Source organism: Amycolatopsis sp. NPDC000009, from assembly GCF_055563465.1.
The window spans coordinates 70872-94925 of the sequence record NZ_JBVHDI010000009.1; the positions used below are offsets into that span (position 1 = coordinate 70872).

Annotated in this window: 26 protein-coding genes; 12 read left to right on the forward strand and 14 right to left on the reverse strand. The window is 67.9% G+C overall.

Annotated elements, in window-relative coordinates:
* The first annotated feature begins 60 nt into the window (after nucleotides 1-60).
* Nucleotides 61-660, forward strand: a complete 600-nt coding sequence (locus tag ACZ3HL_RS23835) for a TetR/AcrR family transcriptional regulator (RefSeq protein WP_465533753.1) — start codon at nucleotides 61-63, stop codon at nucleotides 658-660.
* Between the two features lie 13 nt (nucleotides 661-673).
* Nucleotides 674-1159, forward strand: a complete 486-nt coding sequence (gene rraA, locus ACZ3HL_RS23840; protein WP_465533755.1) for a ribonuclease E activity regulator RraA — start codon at nucleotides 674-676, stop codon at nucleotides 1157-1159.
* Nucleotides 1160-1165: 6 nt separating this feature from the next.
* On the opposite strand, the gene ACZ3HL_RS23845 is transcribed toward rraA, so the two are convergent.
* Nucleotides 1166-2059: an NADP-dependent oxidoreductase gene (locus ACZ3HL_RS23845; protein ID WP_465533757.1), complete on the reverse strand. Its 894-nt coding sequence runs from the start codon at nucleotides 2057-2059 to the stop codon at nucleotides 1166-1168.
* Nucleotides 2060-2129: 70 nt separating this feature from the next.
* Between ACZ3HL_RS23845 and ACZ3HL_RS23850 the strand changes: the two genes are divergently transcribed.
* Both ACZ3HL_RS23850 and ACZ3HL_RS23855 read left to right on the forward strand, forming a co-directional pair.
* A complete protein-coding gene (locus ACZ3HL_RS23850; RefSeq protein ID WP_465411347.1) occupies nucleotides 2130-2708 on the forward strand; it encodes a TetR/AcrR family transcriptional regulator in 579 nt (192 codons plus the stop codon).
* Between the two features lie 74 nt (nucleotides 2709-2782).
* Nucleotides 2783-3622 (forward strand): MBL fold metallo-hydrolase, encoded by an 840-nt coding sequence (locus ACZ3HL_RS23855; protein ID WP_465533759.1) that lies wholly within the window; start codon nucleotides 2783-2785, stop codon nucleotides 3620-3622.
* Here the strand turns inward: ACZ3HL_RS23855 and ACZ3HL_RS23860 are convergent.
* The 4 genes from ACZ3HL_RS23860 to cmtR are packed head-to-tail and all read right to left on the reverse strand — an operon-like array spanning nucleotide 3590 to nucleotide 5678.
* Complete coding sequence (locus tag ACZ3HL_RS23860) at nucleotides 3590-4036, reverse strand: LppU/SCO3897 family protein (protein WP_465533761.1); 447 nt, start codon at nucleotides 4034-4036, stop codon at nucleotides 3590-3592. The genes ACZ3HL_RS23855 and ACZ3HL_RS23860 overlap by 33 nt on opposite strands.
* Nucleotides 4037-4079: 43 nt before the next feature.
* Nucleotides 4080-4691 (reverse strand): class I SAM-dependent methyltransferase, encoded by a 612-nt coding sequence (locus tag ACZ3HL_RS23865; RefSeq protein WP_465533763.1) that lies wholly within the window; start codon nucleotides 4689-4691, stop codon nucleotides 4080-4082.
* A 10-nt stretch (nucleotides 4692-4701) separates the two neighbouring features.
* Nucleotides 4702-5355, reverse strand: a complete 654-nt coding sequence (locus tag ACZ3HL_RS23870) for a cation efflux transmembrane domain-containing protein (RefSeq protein ID WP_465411343.1) — start codon at nucleotides 5353-5355, stop codon at nucleotides 4702-4704.
* Nucleotides 5352-5678, reverse strand: coding sequence for a Cd(II)/Pb(II)-sensing metalloregulatory transcriptional regulator CmtR (gene cmtR / locus ACZ3HL_RS23875; RefSeq protein WP_465411342.1), 327 nt, complete (start codon nucleotides 5676-5678; stop codon nucleotides 5352-5354). The genes ACZ3HL_RS23870 and cmtR overlap by 4 nt, the downstream gene beginning before the upstream one ends.
* A gap of 453 nt (nucleotides 5679-6131) precedes the next feature.
* Here cmtR and ACZ3HL_RS23880 point away from each other — a divergent pair, with 453 nt between their 5' ends.
* The 4 genes from ACZ3HL_RS23880 to ACZ3HL_RS23895 are packed head-to-tail and all read left to right on the forward strand — an operon-like array spanning nucleotide 6132 to nucleotide 10998.
* Nucleotides 6132-7553, forward strand: a complete 1422-nt coding sequence (locus tag ACZ3HL_RS23880) for a family 2B encapsulin nanocompartment shell protein (RefSeq protein WP_465411341.1) — start codon at nucleotides 6132-6134, stop codon at nucleotides 7551-7553.
* On the forward strand, nucleotides 7550-8938 hold the full coding sequence (locus ACZ3HL_RS23885; RefSeq protein WP_465533765.1) for a family 2B encapsulin nanocompartment shell protein: 1389 nt from the start codon (nucleotides 7550-7552) through the stop codon (nucleotides 8936-8938). Before ACZ3HL_RS23880 ends, ACZ3HL_RS23885 begins: the two co-directional genes overlap by 4 nt.
* Before the next feature lie 38 nt (nucleotides 8939-8976).
* Nucleotides 8977-9840 (forward strand): geranyl diphosphate 2-C-methyltransferase, encoded by an 864-nt coding sequence (locus ACZ3HL_RS23890; RefSeq protein ID WP_465411339.1) that lies wholly within the window; start codon nucleotides 8977-8979, stop codon nucleotides 9838-9840.
* Between the two features lie 27 nt (nucleotides 9841-9867).
* Nucleotides 9868-10998, forward strand: coding sequence for a family 2 encapsulin nanocompartment cargo protein terpene cyclase (locus ACZ3HL_RS23895; RefSeq protein ID WP_465533767.1), 1131 nt, complete (start codon nucleotides 9868-9870; stop codon nucleotides 10996-10998).
* Nucleotides 10999-11062: 64 nt separating this feature from the next.
* Here the strand turns inward: ACZ3HL_RS23895 and ligA are convergent, their stop codons facing one another.
* The 3 genes from ligA to ACZ3HL_RS23910 all read right to left on the reverse strand — a co-directional run bounded on the left by ligA (nucleotide 11063) and on the right by ACZ3HL_RS23910 (nucleotide 14949).
* A complete protein-coding gene (gene ligA / locus ACZ3HL_RS23900; protein ID WP_465533769.1) occupies nucleotides 11063-13054 on the reverse strand; it encodes an NAD-dependent DNA ligase LigA in 1992 nt (663 codons plus the stop codon).
* 54 nt (nucleotides 13055-13108) lie between these two features.
* A complete protein-coding gene (locus ACZ3HL_RS23905; protein ID WP_465533771.1) occupies nucleotides 13109-14206 on the reverse strand; it encodes a calcium:cation antiporter in 1098 nt (365 codons plus the stop codon).
* 206 nt (nucleotides 14207-14412) lie between these two features.
* Nucleotides 14413-14949 (reverse strand): TetR/AcrR family transcriptional regulator, encoded by a 537-nt coding sequence (locus tag ACZ3HL_RS23910; RefSeq protein WP_465533773.1) that lies wholly within the window; start codon nucleotides 14947-14949, stop codon nucleotides 14413-14415.
* A gap of 76 nt (nucleotides 14950-15025) precedes the next feature.
* Between ACZ3HL_RS23910 and ACZ3HL_RS23915 the strand changes: the two genes are divergently transcribed.
* Entirely contained in the window at nucleotides 15026-16486 is a 1461-nt protein-coding gene (locus ACZ3HL_RS23915) for an aldehyde dehydrogenase (RefSeq protein WP_465533775.1), read from the forward strand.
* Here ACZ3HL_RS23915 and ACZ3HL_RS23920 read toward each other — a convergent pair.
* Nucleotides 16458-16709 carry a hypothetical protein gene (locus ACZ3HL_RS23920; RefSeq protein ID WP_465533777.1) on the reverse strand — a complete coding sequence of 84 codons (252 nt, stop codon included), beginning with the start codon at nucleotides 16707-16709 and terminating at the stop codon, nucleotides 16458-16460. The two genes, ACZ3HL_RS23915 and ACZ3HL_RS23920, sit on opposite strands and share 29 nt — an antisense overlap.
* Before the next feature lie 334 nt (nucleotides 16710-17043).
* On the opposite strand from ACZ3HL_RS23920, the gene ACZ3HL_RS23925 reads away from it, so the two are divergent.
* Nucleotides 17044-17475: a hypothetical protein gene (locus tag ACZ3HL_RS23925; RefSeq protein WP_465533779.1), complete on the forward strand. Its 432-nt coding sequence runs from the start codon at nucleotides 17044-17046 to the stop codon at nucleotides 17473-17475.
* A gap of 58 nt (nucleotides 17476-17533) precedes the next feature.
* On the opposite strand, the gene ACZ3HL_RS23930 is transcribed toward ACZ3HL_RS23925, so the two are convergent.
* The 3 genes from ACZ3HL_RS23930 to ACZ3HL_RS23940 form a co-directional block, all read right to left on the reverse strand.
* Complete coding sequence (locus ACZ3HL_RS23930; RefSeq protein WP_465533781.1) at nucleotides 17534-19000, reverse strand: trypsin-like serine protease; 1467 nt, start codon at nucleotides 18998-19000, stop codon at nucleotides 17534-17536.
* A 124-nt stretch (nucleotides 19001-19124) separates the two neighbouring features.
* Nucleotides 19125-19526, reverse strand: coding sequence for a hypothetical protein (locus tag ACZ3HL_RS23935; RefSeq protein ID WP_465411330.1), 402 nt, complete (start codon nucleotides 19524-19526; stop codon nucleotides 19125-19127).
* 496 nt (nucleotides 19527-20022) lie between these two features.
* Nucleotides 20023-21063: a DUF2891 domain-containing protein gene (locus ACZ3HL_RS23940; RefSeq protein WP_465533783.1), complete on the reverse strand. Its 1041-nt coding sequence runs from the start codon at nucleotides 21061-21063 to the stop codon at nucleotides 20023-20025.
* Nucleotides 21064-21102: 39 nt separating this feature from the next.
* Here ACZ3HL_RS23940 and ACZ3HL_RS23945 point away from each other — a divergent pair, with 39 nt between their 5' ends.
* On the forward strand, nucleotides 21103-21786 hold the full coding sequence (locus tag ACZ3HL_RS23945; protein ID WP_465533785.1) for a class I SAM-dependent methyltransferase: 684 nt from the start codon (nucleotides 21103-21105) through the stop codon (nucleotides 21784-21786).
* An 11-nt stretch (nucleotides 21787-21797) separates the two neighbouring features.
* On the opposite strand, the gene ACZ3HL_RS23950 is transcribed toward ACZ3HL_RS23945, so the two are convergent.
* Nucleotides 21798-22259, reverse strand: a complete 462-nt coding sequence (locus ACZ3HL_RS23950) for a nuclear transport factor 2 family protein (protein WP_465411327.1) — start codon at nucleotides 22257-22259, stop codon at nucleotides 21798-21800.
* Nucleotides 22260-22347: 88 nt separating this feature from the next.
* On the opposite strand from ACZ3HL_RS23950, the gene ACZ3HL_RS23955 reads away from it, so the two are divergent.
* Entirely contained in the window at nucleotides 22348-22914 is a 567-nt protein-coding gene (locus ACZ3HL_RS23955) for a TetR/AcrR family transcriptional regulator (RefSeq protein ID WP_465533787.1), read from the forward strand.
* Between the two features lie 56 nt (nucleotides 22915-22970).
* On the opposite strand, the gene ACZ3HL_RS23960 is transcribed toward ACZ3HL_RS23955, so the two are convergent.
* The gene (locus ACZ3HL_RS23960) at nucleotides 22971-23969 is read right to left on the reverse strand and encodes a hypothetical protein (RefSeq protein WP_465533789.1); all 999 of its coding nucleotides are present in this window, start codon (nucleotides 23967-23969) and stop codon (nucleotides 22971-22973) included.
* Nucleotides 23970-24054 lie beyond the last annotated feature (85 nt).

A 24054-nucleotide genomic window follows, 5' to 3' on the forward strand; every position in this document is an offset into this window, starting at 1 on the left:
GCGCCGGACGATACAGTAACGTCGTGTATCCAGAAACAGTCTGTTACTGAATGGCGGGCGATGACCAGGCTGACACGAGCCGAACAGCAACGGCGCACCCACGAACACCTGCTGGAGGCCGGGCGCCAGGTCTTCCTGCGGCGCGGCTTCCTGGCGGCGACGGTGGAGGAGATCGCGGCCGACGCCGGGTACACCCGGGGCGCCGTCTACAAGCACTTCGGCGGCAAGGAAGGGCTGTGGCTGGCGATCGTCGAAGCCACCGCGGAAGGACACCTCGCGGAGCTGAGGAAAACCCTCGCCCTCGCCACCGGCAGGGACGACGTGATCGCGGCACTGGCCCCGGTCGACGTGGCGGACAAGGATGCCGCCAGATGGAGCGCGGCCGCCGCGGAGGTGCTCGCCGCGACGGCACAACAGCCCGAAACCGCCGCCCTCGTCGCCGCCATCCAGCGACGTCACGACGACGAGGTCGTCTCTCTGCTCGTCGAGCACACCCGGCGGCTCCGCCTCGAACCCGCCTTGCCGCTCCACGAGGCCGTCGTGATGCTGGGCGCTCTGGGTATCGGGCTCGCCCTGCGTCAGACGGTCGCACCGGCCGCCGACCCCGCCGCGATCCTCACTCACGTACTGGACTCGGTGTTCCCGCCCGGGACGACGTGAGAAACTCGCGCGCGTGATCGATTCCTTCACCACCGCCGACCTCGTGGACGAACACGGCGACCGGCTGCGCGTCTGCGACACCCAGTTCCGCCAGTTCGGCGGGCACCGGAAGTTCTCGGGCCCGATCCGGACCGTCTCCTGTCACGAGGACAACGGGCTGGTCAAGAAGCTCCTGGCGACCCCCGGCAACGGCGCCGTCCTGGTCGTCGACGGCGGAGGTTCGCTGCACAGCGCGCTCACCGGCGACATGATCGCGAAGTCCGCCGTCGACAACGGCTGGGCGGGCATCGTCGTCAACGGCGCGGTACGCGACAGCGCCGAGCTCGCCGGACTACCGCTCGGGGTGAAGGCGCTCGGCACCAACCCGCGCAAGAGTTCCAAGGCGGGCGCCGGCGCTGTCGACGTCCCGGTCGGCTTCGGGGGAGTGACCTTCACTCCCGGCGACACGCTCTACGCCGATGACGACGGCGTCGTGATCCTTCCTTCGACCGGATCCTGAACCGGCTCAGACGACGATGACCCGGCGGCCGCGGGTGTGCCCGGAGTGGCTGTCGGCATGCGCCGCCGCGGCATCGGCGAGCGAATAGGCCTTCTCGACCGGGATGTGCAGCTTCCCCCGCGAGATGAGGTCGACGGCCTCGGCCAGCGCGTCCGGCACGCTTCCGGCCACGCCGGAGAAGCGGACGCCGAGCTCGGGCGCGCCGAGATCGGCGATGGAGACGACCTTCCCCGGATCCCCGGTGAGCTCGACCAGTTCGGTGATCACCCCGGACCCGGCCAGGTCGAGAGCGGCGTCGACGCGGCCGAACCGCCGCACCCGCTCGACCCAGCCCTCGCCGTAAGTCGTGGCGAGCGCGCCCAGGCCGCGCAGGTAGTCCTGGTTCGCGGCACCGGCCGTGCCGATCACCTCGATGCCGCGCTCGCGGGCGATCTGCAGCACCGCCGACCCGACCCCGCCGGACGCGCCACTGACCAGCAGCTTCTCGCCAGGCCGCACCCCGACTTCGCGGATCAGCCGCAGCGCGGTCTCGACCACGGAGGGGTATCCCGCCGCCTCTTCGAAGGTCAGCCCTTCGGGCATCACAGCCCAGGCCGTCAGTACGGCGAACTCGGCATAGGTGCTCGCGCCCTCTCCGAACACGAAGTCGCCGACTTCGACTCCGGTGACATTTTCGCCGACCTCGTCCACCACTCCGGCGGCGTCCAGGCCCACGCCGGACGGCAACACGATCGGATGCGCGCCGAGGACCTGACCTTCGCGGATCCTCCAGTCGACTGGGTTCACCCCGGCGGCCCGCACCGCGATGCGTACCTGGCCTGGTCCCGCGTGCGGATCTTCGGCGTCGACGAGCTGCAGGACTTCCGGACCACCGAACTCGGTGAAGATCACTTTCTTCATGTCTCCGACCGTAGCACTAACGGTTAGTGTTTTGGAGCAGTTGTTGTTTTGGATCTGATAGCGTCCCCGCATGACCGTGCCGACCGGACGGCGTGAGCGGAAGAAGGCCGCCACCCGTCAGAAGATCGCCGACACCGCACTGCGGCTTTTCCTGGAACGCGGATACGAGGCGGTGGGCATCCGCGAGGTGGCCGCGGAGGCCGACGTCGCCGTCACGACGCTCTTTTCCCACTTCGCCTCGAAAGAGGCCTTGGTGTTCGGCCAGGACGCGGACTTCGAGCAGGGGCTCGTGCGGGCGGTCGCCGAAAGGGCGCCGGACGAGCCGCTCATCCCGGCGCTTCGTCGCGAGATCCACGCGATGGTGCGCCATTGCACGGCGGACGGCGTCGCCGCGATCTGGCGCATGATCGACGACTCGCCCGCATTGCGGGAGTACGAGGACTCGATGCGGCTGCGCCACGCGGAGTCGCTGGCGGCGGCCATCGCGGCCGATCCGGAGTTGTCGCGGTCCGCGACCGCCTGCCGGACGATCGCGAGGTTCGTACTCGACGCCTACTCACTCGGCCGGGAGGCCGCGGATCCGGAGGTCGCGGTGAACGAGATCTTCCGGATGATCGAAGCGGCCTGGGAGGCCACCGGCCCGGTCTAGTGCTTGCGATCTGCCACCAGTTGGGTCTACCGTCTCGGCAAAGCGGTTGCAAATCACAATCGGAGAGGGTCGCCGTGCTGACACAGGTCGCGGAGGGCGTGCTGGTCCATCAGAGCGCGTTGCTCGAGAACAACACGGTCGTCGTGGAGGGCCGGGACGGTGTGCTGCTCGTCGACCCCGGGCTCACGGGCGACGAAATGGCCTGCCTGGCGCACGACCTCGCCGATTCGGGCCGCCCGGTGGTGGCGGGTTTCGCGACGCATCCCGATTGGGATCACGTGCTCTGGCACACCGAGCTGGGTGACGTACCCCGTTACGGCACCGCCCGTTGCGCGGAGTACCTGCGAGATCTGCGGTCGAACGCCGATTGGAAGACCGGCGTCGCCGAGGGGCTGCCACCGGAAATCGCCGGTGAGGTGCCGCTGGACCTGTTCGGCCTGATCACCGGCCTGCCCGCCGGAACCGCCCGGATTCCTTGGGACGGCCCGCGAATCCGGATCGTCGAGCACCCGGCCCACGCTCCCGGTCACGCGGCGCTGGTGATCGAGGAACGCGGGGTGCTCGTCGCCGGCGACATGCTTTCCGACGTCCTGGTACCGATGTTCGACGACGACGGGGATCCGCTCGAGGACTACCTTGCCGGGCTCCGCGTGATCGAAGACGTGGCGGGCGACATCGACGTCGTCGTACCCGGCCACGGGGCCGTCGGCGGAGCCGGTGAAGTGCGGGCGCGGGTCGACTTGGACCGGGCGTACGTGCACGCCTTGCGGGACGGCCGGGCCCCGGACGACCCGCGAATCGGCCCGTCCGCGAGACCCGGCTGGGAATGGGTGAGCGATCTGCACGCCGGGCAAGCCCAGACCCTAGCCCGGAGGCGGTCGTCAGCCTCTCGGCATGACACAGAGCTCCCGTGACTCCCCGGACTTGAAGTCGTAGACGACGGGATTGCCGTACTCGTAGCCGGGCACGGAGTTGCAGTCCGAGCCGGACCCGGACGCGAGCTGGGCGATCACCGAGTAGTTGGCGGAGCTGTCCGAACAGTGGACCCGGACGGCGCTGGCGCTGAACGCGCCGTTGCTGCCGGCGTCTTCGTCGGCCGAGATGCAATCCCCGGCCTGTGCGGAGAACGGGTCGGGGTCGACCTGGGGGACACTGGCACCGGACGAGCCGCCGCTCGTGGTGATCGCCACGGTCACCGCGATCGCCCCGCCGGTGACGACGACCGCCGCCGCGGCGATCCCGACGATCAACCCGGTCTTCGGGGTCTTCTTCGGCGGCGCGACGGGGTACTGCTGCCAGATCGGCGGCTGCTGCTGAGGGTAGGTCACGCCATCATGGTCGGCCTCGGCGATGAAATTCCGATGACACGGTTCACTTGCGGGCGACGAGCCGTTCCACCAGCCCGAGTTTGAACCGCTCCCGACGCTCCACGGCCAAGCCGAGACCGTCGATCTTGTCGAGCGGGCGGCGGAGGAAGTGCTCTCCCGCCATCGGCACGGTGATCTTCTCGGCGATCCATTGCAGACCGCGGACGGCGCGCGACGAGCTCGCGATGTGGTCGAGCAGGACGAGCCTGCCCCCTGGCCGGAGGACCCTGGTCATTTCCCGCAACGCCCTGCCGTCGTCGGGAATGGCGCAGAGCCCGAGAGTGCAGACCACGGTGTCGAACGAATCGGCGTCGAAGGGCAGGTGGTGGGCATCGGCGCGCTGCAGTGTCACCGGGCGGCCGAGGCGTTCGGCGCGGCCGCGGGCGATGGCGAGCATGCCGTCACTGAGGTCGATGCCGGTGAGCGTGACGCCGTCGGGATAGAGCGGCAGGTTCAGGCCGGTGCCGACGGCGACTTCGAGGACTTCGCCGGTGGCCTGGCCGCAGGCCCACGCACGGGAATCGCCGAAGAGCTTCCGGTCCAGGAACTGCATCTCCCGGTCGTAGTTGCGGGATTTGGTGTCCCAGTAACGGTTCCATCGGGCCGGCCGGGTCATGGCGCTCCTTTCAGCAGCAGTGCTCACCGCGCCAGGCCTCACGGCCTTCCTTGATCGCGACGGCGGCGATGACGAGCGCGACCAGCGGATCGGCCCAGTACCAGCCGAAGAGGCTGTTGAGCAGTAGCCCGACAAGCAGCACACCGGAAAGATAGGTGCACAGCAAGGTCTGCTTCGAGTCGGCGACGGCGCTCGCGGAGCCGAGTTCGCGCCCGGCGCGGCGCTGGGCGTAGGACAGGAACGGCATCACGATCAGTGAGACCGCCGCCAGCACGATGCCGACAGGGGAGTGCTCGGCAGGGTCGGCACCGAACAGGGTGCGGACCGCTTCGACGGTGACGTACGCGGCAAGCGCGAAGAAGGACACCGCGATGACCTTGAGTGCGGTGCGTTCGCGGGCTTCGGGATCCTTGCCGGAGAACTGCCAGGCGACCGCCGTGGCCGAGGCGACCTCGATGACCGAGTCCAGGCCGAAACCGACGAGGGCGGTCGACGAGGCGATGGTGCCCGCCGAGATGGCGACGACCGCCTCGACGACGTTGTAGGTGATCGTCGCGGCGACCAGGAGCCGGACCCGCCGGGACAGCACGGCACGGCGATCCGGGGCCACAGTGGACGTCGCGCCGCAGCAGCCGTCCGCGCAGGAACCGCTCTCCACGCTCATCGGAGCACCTCGTCCAGGCAGGGCTCCGCGGTGTCGACGGCCAGGACGACCTGGACGAGTTCACGCAGGGCGCGGGCGAGATGCGCGTCCGCCAGCGAGTAGCGGACCTGCCTGCCTTCGTAGGTGGCCACGACCAGTCCGCAACCTCGCAGGCAGGCGAGATGGTTCGACACGTTCGAGCGGCTCAACCCGAGTTGCCCGGCCAGGAGCCCGGGATAGCTCACGCCATCGAGCAGGGCGACCAGGATCCGGCACCGGTTCGGGTCGGCGAGGGCGCGGCCGAGCCGGGCGAGGGCGGCCCCCTGGGTCTCACATGTCAGCACGAACAGGACAGTACAGCCAACGCTGACATGTCAGCAAGGGCTGAACCATTGACCCGACGGAGTGTCCGGAGGCGACCCTCTGTTTCGTCGCGGTCTGTCAAGTCGTCGCCGAACGCGGGCGCCGGAGCGACCCGAAAGAGTCCGGTGTGGCCACTCCAACGGCCGCATCGCGGGCACGCGGGGGAGTCCCGGCGCGGCTTCGCATGACACCTCAGCGCAATTGCCTGCCCGATTGCGTGGCCACATAAAACGTCGAGTCACCTTTCAGAAAGGGTTCCCGCATAAGAAGGAATTCGGCATTCGGGTGGCCTTGTCGCATTACCTGAAAGTGCGCTTGTGTGGGAAAAACCCCTTGCTATGTTGATCCTGCGGACCGCACTTCGGGGCATGACCGGCGCGCCGCGAACTGTGGATCTTGTTTGTTCACACGACTATCGAAGGGTGGACCTTGCTGTGACCGTGACCGAATCGGGCACTTCCGCCGAAGGTGTCCAGGGGCCGGAAAATCCGCAGCTGAGTTTGGGCAGGGCCGCCGCTCGCAACCTGGCGACGACCACCAAATCCGTTCCGCAGATGCAGGGAATATCGTCCCGGTGGCTGCTGAAATCGCTCGAATGGGTTCAGGTGAACGGCGGCGCCTACCGGGTCAACCGGCGGCTGAATTACGCGGTCGGCGATGGACGGGTGACCTTCTCGAAGGCGGGCGCCGAGGTGACCGTGATCCCGGCGGAACTGGGAGAACTGAAGCCGCTCAAGGGATATGACGACGAAGAGGTACTCGCCGAACTCGCCCGCCGGTTCGAACAGCAGGAAGTGGCGGCCGGCGACGTGCTGGTCGAATTCGGGCACCGGGCAGACCGGGTCTACCTCATCGCACACGGCAAGATCACCAAGACCGGCCCCGGTCACTACGGTGACGAGACCGCGCTCGGCGTGGTCAAGGACGGCGACTACTTCGGCGCGCAAACCCTCGTCGCGGACGACGGCATCTGGGAATTCACCGCCAAGGCGGCCACCGCCTGCACCGTGCTCACCCTGACCCGTCAGGACTTCGAGCGCGTACTGGAACAGTCCGAATCGCTGCAGACGCAGATCGAGCAAGCCGCACAGGACTCCGGGCGCGCCAACGACTTCGGCGAGGCCGAGATCGACATCTCCTCGGGGCACGACGGTGAGCCGCTGCTTCCGGGCACGTTCGTCGACTACGAGACCTCGCCGCGCGAGTACGAACTGAGCGTCGCCCAGACGGTGCTCCGGGTCCACAGCCGGGTGTCCGATCTCTACAACCAGCCGATGGACCAGACCGAGCAGCAGTTGCGCCTGACCATCGAGGCACTGCGTGAGCGGCAAGAGCACGAAATGATCAACAACACGGACTTCGGCCTGCTCCACAACGCCGACTTCACCCAGCGCATCGCGACGCGCACCGGCCCGCCCACCCCGGACGACTTCGACGACCTGCTCGCGCTGGTGTGGAAGGAACCCGGCTTCTTCCTCGCGCATCCGCGTACGATCGCCGCGTTCAGCCGCGAGTGCAGCAAACGCGGGATCTACCCGACCGGCACCGATCTCGGCGGGCACAAGGTGCCGTCCTGGCGCGGGGTGCCGATCCTGCCCTGCAACAAGATCCCGGTGAGCCAGACCAGCACCAGTTCCGTGCTGCTGATCCGCACCGGCGAGAAGAACCAGGGCGTCGTCGGACTGCGTCAGATCGGGCTGCCGGACGAATACGAGCCCGGCCTGAACGTCCGGTTCATGGGGATCTCGGAGCAGGCGATCATCTCCTACCTCGTCAGCACCTACTACTCCGCGGCCGTGCTCGTTCCGGACGCGCTCGCCGTCCTCGAAGCCGCCGAACTCGGCCGCGAAGGATGACCGCCACGACGCCGGAGGCCGACCGGCGGCTCAGTCTCGGCCCCGCCGCCGCGCGCAACCTGGCGACGACCACCAAGACGCGGCCGCAGATGCAGAGCATCACGCCGCGCTGGCTGCTGAAGATGCTGCCCTGGGTCGAGGCGTCCGGCGGTACCTTCCGGGTCAACCGGCGGCTGACCTACGCGATCGGTGACGGGCGGGTGAGCTTCACCAACGTCGGCACCGAGGTCCGGGTCGTCCCGCAGGAGCTCGCGGAATTGGCCTTGCTGCGGGGTTTCGACGACGAGGACACGCTCACCGCGCTCGCCGACCGGTTCGTGCAGCACGAGTATCAGCCCGGCGAGACCATCGTCGCCCACGGATCTCCGCTCGACGAGGTCGTGCTGGTCGCGCACGGCAAGATCGCCAAGGTGGTGCCGGGCGAGTACGGCGCCGAGGCCGCTGTCGGCGGTATGGCCGACGGCGACCACTTCGGTGACGAGATGCTCGCCGGCATCGACCGGAACTGGCCGTTCACGGCGAAGGCCGTCACCCCGGTCATCGTGCTGACCCTGCGCGCGGACGACTTCGCCGACCTCAACGGCCGGTCCGAAGCGATGCGCCGTCACGTCCAGGACATGCTGGCGAACAAGGGAAAGCCGCAGAACGCCAAGGGCGAGGCCGAGATCGGGATGTCGTCAGGGCACGACGGCGAGCCGCTGCTCCCTGGCACGTTCGTCGACTACGAGATCTCACCGCGTGAATACGACCTCGCCGTCGCGCAGACGTCGCTGCGGGTGCACACGCGGGTGACCGATCTCTACAACGGGCCGATGGACCAGTTCGACGAGCAGCTCCGGCTGACCGTGGCGGCGCTGCGGGAGCGGCAGGAGCACGACCTGATCAACAACCGCGAGTTCGGGCTGCTGCACAACGCCGACCTCAAATCGCGGTTCCAGACCCGGGCGGGTCCGCCGACGCCCGACGACATGGACGAACTCGTCAGCCGTCGCCGCAAGACGAAGTTCTTCCTCGCCCATCCGAAGGCGATCGCCGCGTTCGGCAGGGAATGCACGCGCCGCGGCCTGTATCCCGAGGGCACCACGGTCGACGGCAAGGTGGTCGGCGCGTGGCGCGGGGTGCCGCTGCTGCCCTGCGACAAGATCCCGATCACCGACAGCGGAACGTCCTCGATCCTCGCCATGCGGACCGGGGTCGAGGACAACGGGGTGATCGGGCTGCACCAGACCGGCCTGCCCGACGAGTACGAGCCGGGCCTGAACGTGCGCTTCGACGGTATCAACGAACAGGCGATCGCGAGCTATCTGATCAGCACCTACTACTCGGCCGCCGTGCTCGTTCCGGACGCGCTCGGTGTCCTGGAGAACGTCGAGGTCGCACGGTGACGACAACGAACAACAATGCTCCAGAAAGGACCACACACGTGACCATCGCCCGTACTCCCGCTCCTGCCAAGGTGTTGCGCACCGAGTACCAGAAGTCGGTGGCGTCGTACTGGAACAAGGAGAAGGACCCGGTCAACCTGCGGCTGGGCGATGTGGACGGGCTTTACCACCACCACTACGGGGTCGGCGAGGTCGACTGGTCGGTGCTGGAAGGCCCCGAGAACACCCGCGACGAGCGGATCATCGCCGAAATGCACCGCCTGGAGACCGCTCAGGCGGACGTCCTGCTCGATCACCTCGGCGACGTCAAACCGGACGACCGGCTCCTCGACGCCGGCTGTGGACGCGGCGGGACCAGCATCATGGCCAACGCGCGGTTCGGCTGTCACGTCGACGGCATCTCGATCTCGGAGAAGCAGGTGGAGTTCGCCAATCACCAGGCGGATATCCGTGGCGTCGCCGACCGGGTGCGCTACCACTTCCGCAACATGCTCGACACCGGTTTCGACACCGGCTCGCGCAAGGCGATCTGGAACAACGAAAGCACGATGTACGTCGACCTCCACGAACTGTTCGCCGAGCACGCGCGACAGCTGGAGTTCGGCGGGCGGTACGTCACCATCACCGGGTGCTACAACGACGTGACCGGCGGCCGGTCCAAGGCCGTCGCGCAGATCGACCAGCACTACACGTGCAACATCCACCCGCGCAGCGAGTACTTCAAGGCCATGACGGCGAACGACCTGGTGCCGATCTCGGTGGTGGATCTGACGCCGGACACGATCCCGTACTGGGAACTGCGGGCGAAGTCGTCGGTGGCGACCGGGATCGAAGGGCCGTTCCTGGACGCCTATCGCGAAGGCAGCTTCCACTACCTGCTGATCGCCGCGGACCGCGTCTGATCCCGGCGAGACCATCGGAGCGAAGCGATGACCGAACAGGGTGCGCTCGCCACACTGCTGGCCGGTCCGAGCGGGCTGGGCACCTCCGCCGCCAGGCTGGCGGCCCGGCTGACCGCTGTCCCTCAGGAGATCCCGTCGCCTGAGGAGCCCGCTCTCGACCCGGCGTACGCCTACCGGCCGTGGGGCGACGGGTCGGCACCACCGCTCTACTGTCCCGTCACCGAGCGGATCAACGACCCGCTCGCCGAGGAGGTGGACCGGCGGCTGGTCCTATGGGCAGGGGAGTGCGGGTTCGACGAGGAGGAGTGCGAGCAGATCGGGAAGGCGGGCTTCGGCAGGCTCGTGATGCTCGCCCACCCGGACTGCGAGGACCCCGAAAGGCTGCTGATCTCGGCGAAGCTCAACGCCGCGTGGTGGGCGGCCGACGACCTCTACGCCGACGACACCTCGCTCGGCGCCGTACCGGCCGAGCTGCCGCCGAAGCTCGCGCTGGCGATGGCGGCCATGGACCCGGTGCCGTCGCTGGGCGAGTTCAGCCGCGATCTCGACGAAACACTGCGGAACGACCGGGTTCTGGTGGCGCTGGGCTCGGCGACGGACTTCCTGCGGCGATCCGGGACCGCCGCGCAGGTCCAGCGCGTCTGCTACTCGACCTTCGCGATGTTCGTGAGCTGGACCGCCTACGCCGCATGGCGCCACAGCGGGAAATACCCGCCGGCGTGGGAATATCTCGCGGCGCGGCAGCACGACAGCTTCTACACCTCGATGACGTTGATCGACGTCCTCGGTGGCTACGAACTGACCTCGAACCTGTACTACGACCCCCGGGTCCGGGAGGCGGCGATCCAAGCGGGGACGGCGTCCGTGCTCGTCAACGACGTGCACTCGGTCGTCAAGGACCTGGAGGACGAGTCGCCGCCCTGCAACGCGGTCCTGTTGATCGCCGACGACCGGAAATGCTCGATCGAAGAGGCCACGGCGATCACCGTCGAATTGCACAACGACGTCGTCCGGGACTTCCAGTCCGCGCACGAGAAGCTCAGCGCGGTCCCGTCCGTCGAGCTGCAACGGTTTCTACGCGGGTTGCGAGGGTGGATGGGCGGCGGTTTCGAATGGCACTCGACGAGTCCCCGGTACCGGACGCAGCCCAGCGTTTAGTCCTCTGAATGCGGTAGTTCGCGACACGAACCTCCGCATTCAGAGGACTAAACGCGGAAGGAGGTCAAACGACCCCGGCCTCGATCAACTGACCCCAGATCACGCCTTGGTCCACGACCTCGACTTCGAGTTTTTCGGCCTTGGTGAGCTTGCTCGCCCCGACGTCGGCGCCGGTGATCAGCATGTCCGTGTTCGCCGAGACCGAAGACGCGATGGTCGCGCCCGCCCGTTCGCACAGCCGCTGGAAGGTCGGGCGCGGCACCTTCTCACCGGAGCGGGGGTCGCTGATCGAGCCGGTGACCACGACCGTCTTGCCTTCCAGCGGCGCACCGGCCGCGACGACCGGCGGCAGGTCTTCTTCGCGTACGTCCAGCGAGACCCCGACCTCCCGCAGCCGCTCGAGCTCGGGACGAAGCCGGGTGAGGTGCTCGATCAGGGACGCGGCGACCTTGGGGCCGATGTCCTCCACGGCGACGAGGCCTTCCTCGCCGGCGTCGGCGACGGCTTCCAGCGAACCGAACCCTGCCCGGCACAGGCGCGCGGCGGTGCCCTCGGAGGCCATCGGGATCGCGAGCCCGATCAGCGCCCGGCGCAGCCCGACGGCCCGGCTCGCGTCGATCGACTCGATCATGCGCGTGGCGGAGATCTCGCCGATGCGGTCGAACTCCAGCAGCTTTTCCTTGGTGAGCCGGTAGAAGTCCGACGGGTGCTCGAGAATCCCGGCCTCGGCGAGCCGCTCGATCCAGACCCCGCCGATCGCGTCGATGTCCGCGGCCGCGCGCGACGCCCAGTGGATCAGCCGCCGGACGGTCTGGGCGGGGCAGGCGACGTTGGTGCAGAACAGTTCCCGGCTGTTGCCCTGTTCGGTCAACGGTTCTTCGCACGACGGACAGACCGACGGCGGCACGATCTCCCGTTCCTCGCCGGTGCGTTTGGCCGCGTCGAGTACGCCCGCCACGAACGGGATCACGTCGCCCGCGCGGCGTACCAGCACCGTGTCGCCGATCTTGATGCCGCGGGCCTTGATGACCTCTTGGTTGGCCAGCGTCGCCCGGGTGACGGTGGTCCCGCCGACGAACACCGGCTCCAGCCACGCGACGGGCGCGATCTTGCCGGTCTTGCCGACATCCCAGACGACATCGGCGAGCACGGTGGTCTTCTCCTCGGCGGCGAACTTGAACGCCAGCGCGCCGCGCGGTGAGCTGGACCTGGTCCCGGCTGCGGCGTAGGCGTCGCGATCCGCCAGGCGCAGCACCGCACCGTCGAGGTCGTAGTCGAGTTCGTTGCGCTGCTGCTCGATGGTCGTGATGACGGCCTGCGCCGACTCGGCGTCCTCGCAGTGGCGCATGTCGGCGGCGGCGAATCCGAGCGTCCGGAGCGCGCCGTCGAGATCGGTTTCCGCGCTGTCGGGCTCCGTGGAGAGGTCGAACGCGAAGAACTGGAGACGCCGCTCGGCGACGGTGGCCGGATCCTTGGCGCGCAGGGTGCCGGCGGCGGCGTTGCGCGGGTTGATCAGCGGCTTGTCCGGATGGACCTTGTTGTAGGCGGCGAAAGTCGAGCGCAGCATGACCGCCTCGCCGCGGACCTCGACCCGGCTGGGCGCGTCGACCTTGTCCGGGACGCCGTCGGTCAGCGCCCGGACCAGCATGGTCACGTCGTCGCCCGTGGTCCCGTCGCCCCGGGTGACCGCCCTGGCGAGCCGGCCGTTCTCGTAGACCAGCGCCAGCGACAGGCCGTCAAGCTTCGGCATGACGACCACCGGCTGCCCGGGGAACCGGGCGAAGAACGCCTCGACCTGCTCGGGTTTGGTCGCCTTCTCCAGCGACAACATCGGGCGCGAGTGCCGGATGGGCGCGTGCAGGATGGCGGGCGCGCCGACCTGCTCGAGCGGGTTCGGATCCGGGGCCAGCTCGGGGTTCGCCTCGATGAGCCCGCGCAATTCGTCTTCGATCGCGTCGTAGTCGGCGTCGGCGACCTTCGGCGAGCCCCGGTAGTAGGCGTCGCGAAGGACGACGATCTGATCGGCGAGTTCTTGGATGCGGTCCCGAGCGTTCACGGGGCAGAGATTACCCGGGACCACCGACAGAACACCGTCCGAAGAGGACTCGTGTCACGGGCTGACGGCGAGCACCAGGAACGCGGCCAGCAGGATCAGGTGCACCCCGCCCTGCAGCCGCGTCGCGCGGCCGGGGACGACGGTGAGCACGCTGACCGCGATCGTCAGCGCCAGCAGCACGATATGCGTGGCGCCGAGGCCCAGCATGAGCGGGCCGTCCAGCCAGATCGACGCCAGCGCGATGGTCGGGATGGTGAGCCCGATGCTCGCGATCGCCGAACCGTAGGCGAGGTTCAGGCTGGTCTGCATCCGGTCGCGCCGCGCGGCCCGGGTCGCGGCCAGGGTCTCGGGCAGCAGCACCAGCATGGCGATCACGACGCCGACGAACGACTGCGGAAAACCCGCGGCGCTGACCCCCGCTTCGATCGCGGGCGACTCGACCTTGGCCAGGCCGACGACGGCGACCAACGCGACCACCAGCAGCCCCAGGCTGGTCAGCGCGGCCTTGCTGCTCGGCGGTTCGGCGTGCTCCTCCTCCTTGACGGAGCCCTCGCTGTCGACCGGCAGGAAGAAGTCGCGGTGGCGCACCGTCTGCGTGAGCACGAAAAGCCCGTAGAGCAGCAACGACGCGACCGCGGCGAAGGTGAGCTGTGTGCCGTTGAAGGCCGGGCCGGGGGTGCTCGTGGTGAACGTCGGCAGCACGAGGGTGACCGATGCGAGTGTCGCCACGGTGGCGAGCGCGCCGCCACTGCCTTCGGGGTTGAAGTGCGTTGCGCCGTAGCGGCGGGCGCCGACGAAGAGCGAGATGCCGGCGATGCCGTTCATCGTGATCATCACCGCGGCGAACACGGTGTCGCGCGCGAGGGTTCCGGCCTCGGGGCCGCCGGAGGACATCATCGTCACGATCAGCGCGACTTCGATGACCGTGACCGCGATCGCCAGCACCAGCGAGCCGAACGGTTCCCCGACGCGATGCGCGACCACCTCGGCGTGGTGAACCGCGGCGAGCACCGTCCCGCCGAGCGCGAGCGCGACGATGACCACGGGCACCGGGCCCAGGTCGCGGCCCCAGCTCAGGGCCAGCACGACTATGGCGAGGACCGGCATGACGGTGGTCCAGGACACCGGGAATCGTCTGCGCGAAGCGGCCATGCCGTCACCCTCGCACACACTGCGTGACGTCGCCCCTCCATAGGGGTCGCGGGTGACGAAGTTCTTAGGCGAGGTTCGCGCCACATCGACGCCTCAAGCGCGCTCTGGTCCGGGAGGTCCCCGTGCCGATCGAAGTCTTCAAGAAGCAAAAGGTGGTCGCGGCCCCATCGCCAAGCGCGACGCAACCCTCATGGAGGGCGTGGGCGCTAGCGAGCACCGACTCCGTTCAGGAAGGTCTCGACGAGCAGATCGGCGGCGCGCGGTGCGTCCATGTCCTCCCTCGACGCGAGGTGGAGCAGCTGGATCAGCAGACGGCCCGCCCAGCCGTCCGGAACGTCCGCGCGGAGGAACCCCTCGCCGGTGGCCCGCTGGAGGAACGTCTCCACCTCGGCGGTGAGCCGGCTCCGGCGGTCCTGGATGGAGGGTTCGGCGCGCATCCGGGTCAGTTCGACCGGCCATCGGCGGTTGACTTCGATGATGCCTTCGACGTAGCGGTGCAACGCCACGGGAACCGCCGTCTCGGTGAACCGGGCAGCGCTGACGACCTCCTCGACCGCGGTCAACCGGGAGTCGTAGATGGCGGCCAGGAGCTCTTCGCGGGAGGCGAAGCGTCGATAGACGGTGCGCCGGTCGACGCCGGCTTCGGCGGCGATCGCGCTGATGCTGGCCGAGGGGTCGTCAGCGAGCATCCGCGCGCCAGTCCTCAGAAGGACTTCCAGATTGCGGGCGGCGTCAGCTCTCATGGCGGGAATGTATCACGCAGGAGTGGCGTTAACCTGCATAAGTGCTACTTCAGTGTGACAGTATGGAGGCAAGGCCGTGCTCACGAACGACAAGCTCTTCATCGGAGGCGAGTGGACGACGCCGAGCGAACCGGCGCGGCTCGACATCGTGTCCCCGCACGACCAGTCGGTTCTGGGGCGGGTGGCCCAAGCCCTGCCCGCGGACGTCGACCGTGCCGTCGCCGCGGCTCGCGCCGCCTTCGACGAGGGTCCGTGGCCGCGGACCTCGCCTGCGGAACGGATCGAGGTTCTCCGGCGGCTGAACGCGTTGCGGGAGGCTCGCGCGGACGAGATCGCGAAACTGATCTCCGCCGAGAACGGTTCGGCTCTCTGGTTCACCCGGGCCGGGCAGCCCGGAGTGGGGCGCATGGCCGTTTCGTATCTGAAGGCGGCCGAGGAGTTCGGGTGGGAAGAGACGCTCACGCCCTCGGACCCGTCCTCGCCGTTCCGTTCGATCGTGCGCCGGGAACCGATCGGGGTGGTCGCCGCGATCATCCCGTGGAACTCGCCGTTCTCCGCGGCGACGGCGAAGATCGTCCCGGCGCTTCTCGCGGGGAACACGGTCGTCCTCAAGGTGTCGCCCGAGAACTCGCTCAGCATGGGCCTGCTCGCGGACCTGCTGGCGGAAGCCGGGCTGCCTGCCGGAGTGATCAGTGTGCTGCCCGCCGACCGGGAGACCAGCGAATACCTGGTGAAGCACCCCGGCGTCGACAAGATCGCGTTCACGGGCTCGACCGCCGCCGGCCGCCGGATCGCGTCTCTGGCGGGGGAGCGGCTGAAGCGGGTCAGCCTGGAACTGGGCGGCAAATCCGCGGCCGTGATCCTGCCCGACGCCGTCCTCGACGACGTGCTGGCCGGATTGAAGTTCGGGTCCCTGCTCAACAACGGCGAGGCGTGCATCGCGCAGACGCGGATCCTCGCGCCGCGTGACCGGTACGACGAGGTCGTCACCGGGCTCAAGGAGATGATGGAATCGCTCGTGGTCGGCGACCCCGCCGACGAGAAGACGTTCATCGGCCCGATGGTGCGGCCCGGCCAGCAGCAGCGCGTGCGCGACTACATCGACATCGGCGTCGCCGAGGGCGCGCGGCTGGTCACCGGAGGCTCCGAACTTCCGGCAGGCCTGGACAAGGGCAACTACGTCACGCCGACGTTGTTCGCCGACGTCGACAGCACGATGCGCATCGCCAAGGAGGAGATCTTCGGGCCGGTACTGGTCGTCATTCCCTACGAGGACGAAGACGACGCGGTCCGCATCGCCAACGACTCGGAGTACGGGCTCTCCGGCGGCGTCTGGTCGGCGGACGAGGGCCGCGCGCTCGCCGTCGCACGGCGGATGCGCACCGGGACCGTCACCGTCAACGGTGCACCGATCGGCTTCGACGGCCCCTTCGGCGGCTACAAGGCCAGCGGAATCGGCCGTGAATACGGTGCCGCCGGCCTCGCCCAGTACGTGGAGCTCAAGACCATCACGAAGGGCGAGCGCCGGGGATCTTGACGGTGATCCGCTCGTCCGCGGCCACGATCCGCTGAAGGCGGAAGCGGCAGAGGGCGTGGAACATCTCGCCCAGCTCTTCGGGGTCGATGCGGCCTTCGAGGTCGCGTTTGCTCGCGTTGAGCACCCGGCCGATCACGGCCGCGGGCACACGGCCACCGAATTCGCCCGTCAGCCAGACACCGATTTCGCCGATCTCGTTCGTGATGGTGCGCTGCGCGGTCATCAGCCGTACCCCTCTGCGTCGGAGTGTCACGACACACCGACGGGCGACCGGAAGCCCCATGACGGGATACTCGCCAGATTGCTCTGCTCGGCCCAACCGCCCGGTGTCGGTTGCATCGAACCGTGCAGCGGGCCGGACGGATCTCCGGGAGAACCCCGATGTGACCGGCATCCGGGTGTGCCAGCCTCGAAGTTGACCATTGTGGACAGTCAGGGAGGAGGGCACACGCGTAGTGGCCCCAGCAAGTGATGAAGAGACCACGCGATGGATAGCGGAGTTGACGGCCCTCTGTGAGCTTTACCGGTCCGCGGAGATCGCGGGATCGACGGAGGCGGTGTCACACGCGGGGTGGCACACCGGAGCCCGGACCGGCACGAGCACCTCGGACGGGCGGATGCTGGCCTATCACGATTCGGGTGTCGAGGCGGAGTGCGTCTTCCGAGAGGGAGAGCGCACGCTGTTCAACATCATGAGCACCGGATACGGGAGCGACACCGGCGAGCACGGGTTCGCGGTGTGGAGCAGCCGACCGGGCGTGCTCGGAGCGATAGACACCGGGGTGACCCGGCTGGAGGTGACCGACGCGGACGGCGATGTCGTCCAGGCCGCGATCGTGGCGCACACCTTCGCGGTGGACGTGGATCTGGGGCCGGTGCCCCAGACGATCGACGAAGTGTTCGCCCCATGGGAGCCGCCGGAGCTGACGGTCCGGGTGTACGGCGAGGGTGACGCGCTGAGGTACGAAGGTCCTCTGCTGACCGCGTGAAAATAGGTGAAGGCCCCCTTCGCCAAGCAACGAAGGGGGCCTTCACCTGGCTGTGAGGTCAGCCGTTCGGAGTCGTGATCACCGCGAACGTGGATCCCTGACTGGCGATCCGCTCGCTGAGATCGGTGGTGATCGTCTCGATCGGCGCGTAGTTGTTCAGCTCACCGGCCTGGCATGGGCCCGACCTGGACTGCTGGTTGCCGACCAGGATGCCCAGGGCCGCGTGGTCGGCCTGGCTGAACAGCGGGCCGCCGCTGTCACCCGGACGGGCGCAGAGGTCGGTGTTGATGCCGACGTCCGTGGACAGGACCCGGCCGCAACGGGTCCCGACGAGGTAGCCTGCGCCCGCGCCGCTGTCGACGGAATCGGGATAGTTCACCGCGCTCGACGCCGTCCCGGAGGCACAGACGACATACCCGGCCTTGATGTCGGCGAGCTTGCGGGCACTGGTGATGTACTCGTCGACCGACGTGGCCTGCGCGCCGCACGGGGTGTCGCCGTTGCTGTCCATACCGCCGTTGCGGCAGTACTTCAGCACGCGGTTGCGGCCCGTCTGACCTTCGAGCCACTGCGTCGCCGCCGCGTCGTTCACGTACGGCAGAGCCGCGTAGTCGTACGGGTACGAGCTCTTCTCGATGCCGTGCTGCTGCAGGACGTCGTTGCCGTTGTGCTGGGTCGGCGTGTTGTTGGTCTTGGTCCGCATGCAGTGCCCCGCGGTGAGCACCCAGCCCCTGCCGGGGAAACCGCCACCGGTTGAGCGCAGGTTGAAGCCGCTGGTGCAACCACCCCAGGTGCCGTTGTCACGTTTCATGTCGAGCCGGAGGCCACCGCGCATCGGGCCGTAGTTCGTGCAGTAGAGCGGATGGCAGAAACCCAGATCCACGTTCGCCGTGGACAGCGCGTTCGGGTTCTTCAGCACGCGGGAGACGACCATGCCGGATTCGGCCGCCGCGGCCTGGTGCGCGGCGTTCGTCTCGGCGGCCGCGGCGCGCATGGCCGCCGCCTTCTCCTGCGCCACCCAGTCGCGTTCCCAAAGCACGACACGGTTTTCGGACTCACTCACCGAAGGCAGGTACACCGCTTCCGGTCCAGCGCCGACCTTGGCCGCTACGCGGTCCTTCGCCGCCGTGAGCTGCTGCAACGAGTGCTGGACCTGTTGCGTGCGAACGGCGGAACGGGCGGGCATCGCCTTCAGATACGGTTCGGCCGCCGAAGGCTTGGTCATCGCCACGACCAGTTGACCCTTGTCCTGGTCGAGCCACATGCCGCCGTACTCCGCGCCGCGGTCGCGGCGCAGGAGTTCGTCCAGTCTGAGGCTGTCGGCCTGGAGCTCCAGACGCCGCAGTGCCTCCTGTTCGCTCACTTGGTAGTTCTCGACCAGATAACGCATCGACTCCCGCACCGAAGCAGGGTCGAGCGAGGTGTGGAACGACTGCACGGTTTCGGCCGTCGCCGGGCTGCCCAGTGCCATGGTCGCTGCCAGTACCGAAGCGGCCAGCGCCCCCAGTTTTCTAGCTCTCCGCACGAGATCTCCTCACATGTCGGACCTTCGCGATCATTCAACCGGACGCCGCCGCGTGAGTGGGGAGATTTTCCGACAACGCCTCGCGCCCCGTGCCCGCGATGCGGCGGGCACGGGGCGCGATTCGCTACAGACTCGGCTCTCGCCGCTGTTTTCCTTGGCGGGACTTGACGATCCAGGCGCAAAAGAGCGTCAGGAGACCGACGCTGGTCCCCGCCGACACCCCGATTTGCGGGGTGCTGATCCTGACGACGCCGACGACGATTCCGCCGCCGATCGTCAGCAGGAGGCACATCCGCAGGGTCGGGGCCCAGCCGGCGAGGACCGCCATCGCCAGGCAGAGCCAGCTGTCGCGCGTCGGCTCCTTGCGATGGCGTCCCGGGGTCCTCAGCAGCGGCCGCGCCGTGCGGATCATTTCCGCGGGCGTCGCGACTCGCCGAGCCGGCTTTACGGCGTGTTCGATGACGACTTTGACCCGTTGGGGCGGCTCGTTGTCTGGTGTCTCGGTGTTGTCGGGCTGTAAGGTCACGACCGTCCTGTCCTTGTTCTAGCGAGCGAGCGAATGGACATCCGCGTGGCCTCCTGTGACAGCAGGGGGCCACGCGTGCGTTACCGGTTTTTGACCGGTGCGGCTGAAGACATCTTGGCGAAAGCGGACTGTGACCGTTCAGTAGTACTGCGTGTGTCGCGCTGAACGGTATGCACGCGTCGCTCAACGGTCTGGGTGACTTCGGAAACTACTAAAAGTAGCGGGTGGGACCGAATGGACTAGTGCCGCCGAAAGGTCTCCATGACCCGGCACCTTCCCTTTCCCGTGTGTCTCGCGCCAGGGCCGCTGCGGCAAGGTTCGCAGGTGGAGGCGATGTTGACGCGGAAGCGCAGCGTGTTTTCGCATTGTGCGAAATGCTGATCGCAACTGCCGAGTACGGTCGGATTCGAGCATTCGTGCTCACGCTCGGTTCACCCGACCAGGAGCGTGCTCACCCGGAGTCGTCTCGCTCGGCTCACCAACAGCGAGTGACTGCTCAGTCGAGCAGGAGGAGCGCGTAGTAGGCAAGGAAGTGTTCGACCATGTAGGCGCCGCCGGTGGTCTGTGCGAGCGAAGCGTGGGTATGAGCGTGTGTGGTTTCGAGGACGGCAGGGATCCGGTCGTCCTGGTCGGGAAGCGCGGCCGCGACGCGGTGCCAGCACCACGCCCGGTGCAGGTTGAGACCGTGCAAATGGGCGAGTTGCCCGTCGGAGGTGTCCGTCACGGTCGCCGGGGTGAACAGGGACGCGGGCCGCCGTTCCGCGATGCCTGGCAGGAAACCGTCCAGCCAATCGGCGAACTCGGCCGCGGACATCAGGCGTGACATGAGCTCGGCCTCGGCGAGGGCGGGCGACAGGAAGTCGGCTCCTGACGGTTCCCAGGATCCGGGGTAGTCGCGGTCCGCGCCGAACCAACGCCAGGCGGTCTCGGTGATGAGGCTGCGCAACCGCGGGTCGCCGTGGTCGGCAAGGTACTCCGCGTACAGCAGAGCGCGGGACAGTCCGAACGCGCCGTTGTCATGCACCCCGTACCGGATCGGGTAGGTGGCTTGGGGAAGCCAGTCGAGATAGCGGTTCACGAAAACCGTGCTCAACCGATGCAATCCCGCTGACCAGCGCATGGCGTCCGGGTCGTCCCAGGTGGCGACTTCGAAGCTGAGTTCCAGCAGTGCCGACCAGCCGTACGGGCGCTGGGTGTTGCGCTGCTCGTCGGGGGCGAAGTAGGCGATCTCGCCCGCGAGGGCTTCGACGGTCAGGTGCTCGCCGAGAAGACCGCGGATCTCCTCGGCGGGCACGAGTTCGGGGTGATGGCGAAGCAACCGCACGAGTACCCAGAACATCTCCACGCAGGAATGCCAATCGAAACTGCCGTAGAAGCACGGGTGCGACAGTTTCGGCGAGCGAATGGGCACGCCTTCGAGGTGCCAGTGACTCTCGTGGTGCGGATATTCGCGGACGACGTTCGCCAGTGCCGTCCTTGCCAGCGCACCGGCATTCGACTTCAACAGCCGGTCGCGTTCGGAATCCCAGCCGGTCATCGCACCACCCCTCACCACTCACGAGGTTACGATGCGGGAGTGGACGAACGACCGATCACCACGGCGCAGCGCAACTTCCGGCGGGTCGCCGAAGAGCTGGAAAGCATGGGGACCCAGGATCGTTTCACCTACATCTTCCGCTCCCGGTTGTGGAGTTCCTCCTCGGTCTCCGGGCCCGGTTCGGAGTCGGTCCAGACACGGGAACTGAGCGACCGGTTGCCCGCTCTCCTCGATCGTTTCGGGGTGCGTACCCTGTTCGACCTGCCGTGTGGCGACTACGGCTGGCTCAGTGAGGTCGGCCTGGATCTCGACCGGTACATCGGTGCCGACATCGTCCCCGATCTGATCGAGCTGAACGCCGAAAGGTTCCGGGACGACCCGGTCCACGAGTTCCGGGTGCTCGATCTGACCGGTGATCCGCTGCCGTCGGCCGATCTCGTGTTGTGCCGGGATTGCCTGGTCCATCTGAGTTTCGCCGATATCGGGCGAGCCCTGCGCAACCTGCGGCGGAGCGGTTCCCGGTACCTGCTGACCACGACCTTCACCGAACTGCGGACCAACACCGACATCGTGACCGGCGACTGGCGGCCGCTGAATCTGTGCCGGGAGCCGTTCGGGTTCCCGGAGCCGCTGGCCGTGCTGGTCGAGGGGTGCACCGAGGAGGACGGCGCCTATGCCGACAAGTCCTTGGGCCTGTGGGAGATCTCCGCGATCGTGGACTGATCGCGCCGGCTTCACCTAAGCGGGAAGTCGGCGCCGTGTTCTTCCTTCGGGCGCGGGCCGTGGATCCGCCGCTCCGTCTCGGAGATGGCGACGTCGTTGATACTCGCCTCGCGACGGCTCATGAGACCGTGCGCGTCGAACTCCCACAGTTCGTTGCCGTAGCTGCGCCACGACTGCCCGGCCCGGTCGTGCCATTCGTACTGGAATCGGACGGCGATCCGGTCCTCGGTAAACGTCCAAAGGTTCTTGCGCAGCGCGTAATCCAGCTCCCGCTCCCACTTTCCGGTCAGGAACGTGACGATCTCCTCGCGGCCCCGGACGAAGGTCTCCCGGTTCCGCCACACCGAATCCGGTGTGTACGCCGACGCAACCTTGCGGGGATCCCGGGTGTTCCAGGCATCCTCTGCCGCTTGGACTTTCCGCAGTGCCGTCTCGCGGGTGAACGGCGGACAGGGCGGGCGTTCTTCGGTCATCGTCGAGCCTCCTCAGGTGGAGAACGTGCGTTCTCTACGGCTGCCGCCTACGATAGGGAACGATCGTTCTCAACGTCAAGGAGCTCCCATGCCCGCCGCCGTCACCGAGGAGCGGAACCGCGCGGATCGCGAAGCCCTGCTCGACGCCGCCGAGAACCTCTTCTACGAGAACGGCATCCAGGCGGTCGGCATGGACCAGGTCCGCGCGGCGTCCGGCCTCTCGCTCAAGCGCATCTACCGGTTCTTCGAAGCCAAGGAAGACCTCGTGGTGGCGATGCTCAAACGTCGTGATCAGCGTTGGCGGGGAAGCCTGGCAGCTCATGTGGACCGGGTCACGGATCCCCGCGAGCGGGTGCTCTCGATCTTCGACTGGCTTGGGGAGTGGTTCGCCGAACCGGGTTTCCGTGGCTGCGCCTGGATCAACGCCCACGGCGAACTCGGCACGTCGTCCGAGGCGGTACTGGCCGAGGTGCGAGCGCACAAGCAGGCGTTCCACGACCAGATCGACACCTGGGTGCGGGCCGCGGGCCGGTCGGTGACCGAACCGGTCTACCTGCTCGCCGAAGGGGCCATCGTGACGGCGGGAATCAGCGGTGACCCGGCGCCTGCCCGGCAGGCGCGTGCGGCGGTCGCGGCGCTGCTCGGGCGCCCGTGACCAGGACGCCTCGTGAGTGGTAAGGACGGTTCTAACCGTCCTTACCACTCACGAGGTCAGATCGCCCGCGCGATCGCGATCGAGCCGTCCAGGCGTGCCCCGGCTTCGTAGAACATGTACTCCTTGCCGTTCATGGTCCCGAACGACGGAGCCGCGCAGCGCCCGTTGTCCGGCGCACCCGGCAGCGGGGCGTGGAAGACGCCGAGATGCCTGCGCTTGCCGAAGTCGTTGCCGACCTCGGTGATGAGCATGTTGCCGCCGGCTTCGATGTTCTCGTGGTAGATGACGTACGTCGACGTGCCGCGTTGCGCGATCGTCGGGGCGCCGATGTTGCTCGCGCCGACCTCTTCGGGGCGGATCAGCGGGGTCTGCGAGAACGTCCAGTTCCGTCCGTCGGCGGACCAGCCCCAGCCGATCGAGCGATGGTTGCTCCTGTCGTTGATCATGAAGACCATCACGTACTTCGCGCCGCGTGACGGCAGGCTGTGCCGGAACACCCGCGCGTAGGAGGCCTCGGTGGTGCCGGCGGGCAGCATCGAGGTGGACAGCACGACCTTGTCGTAGGTGAAGCGGATGCCGTCCTTGGATCGGGCGAGCCGGGTCGTGGTGTTCTCGCCGTGGAAGTACAGCCACAGTTCGCGCGCGTCCTCGTTCCACAGCACGTGCGAAGACGAGACGTGCGAGACGTCGTAGTGCGGTTTCCACGTCCTTTTGACGATCGGGTTGTTCGCGTATTCGATGAAGGGGCCATCGAGGCTGTCGGCGTAGGAGAGACAGATGCCGCCGGGCGCGTCGTGCGGCGCGTAATACAGGTAGTAGCGGCCCAACGGGTTCGCGACCCGGCCCGCGACACCACGGATGCACGGGAAGATCAGCTCGCCGGTCGGGTTGTACTTCAGCTTGCTCTTGTCGAACGCGGTGCGCAGGAACCGGTACTCCGGGAATCCGGCCGGCGCCGCGGCCGCGGACCCGGCGCCCAGGACGGGTATCGCGGCCAGGCCGAGGCCTACTCCGGCGGCTCCGCGCAGAGCCGCGCGTCGGGACAGCTCGGTCATGCGGACACTCCCTTTTCGTCGGCGTTGACGTGGTCGTCCAACCATTCGGACAGCACGCGGGAAGCGTCAAGGAGCTAATACGTAT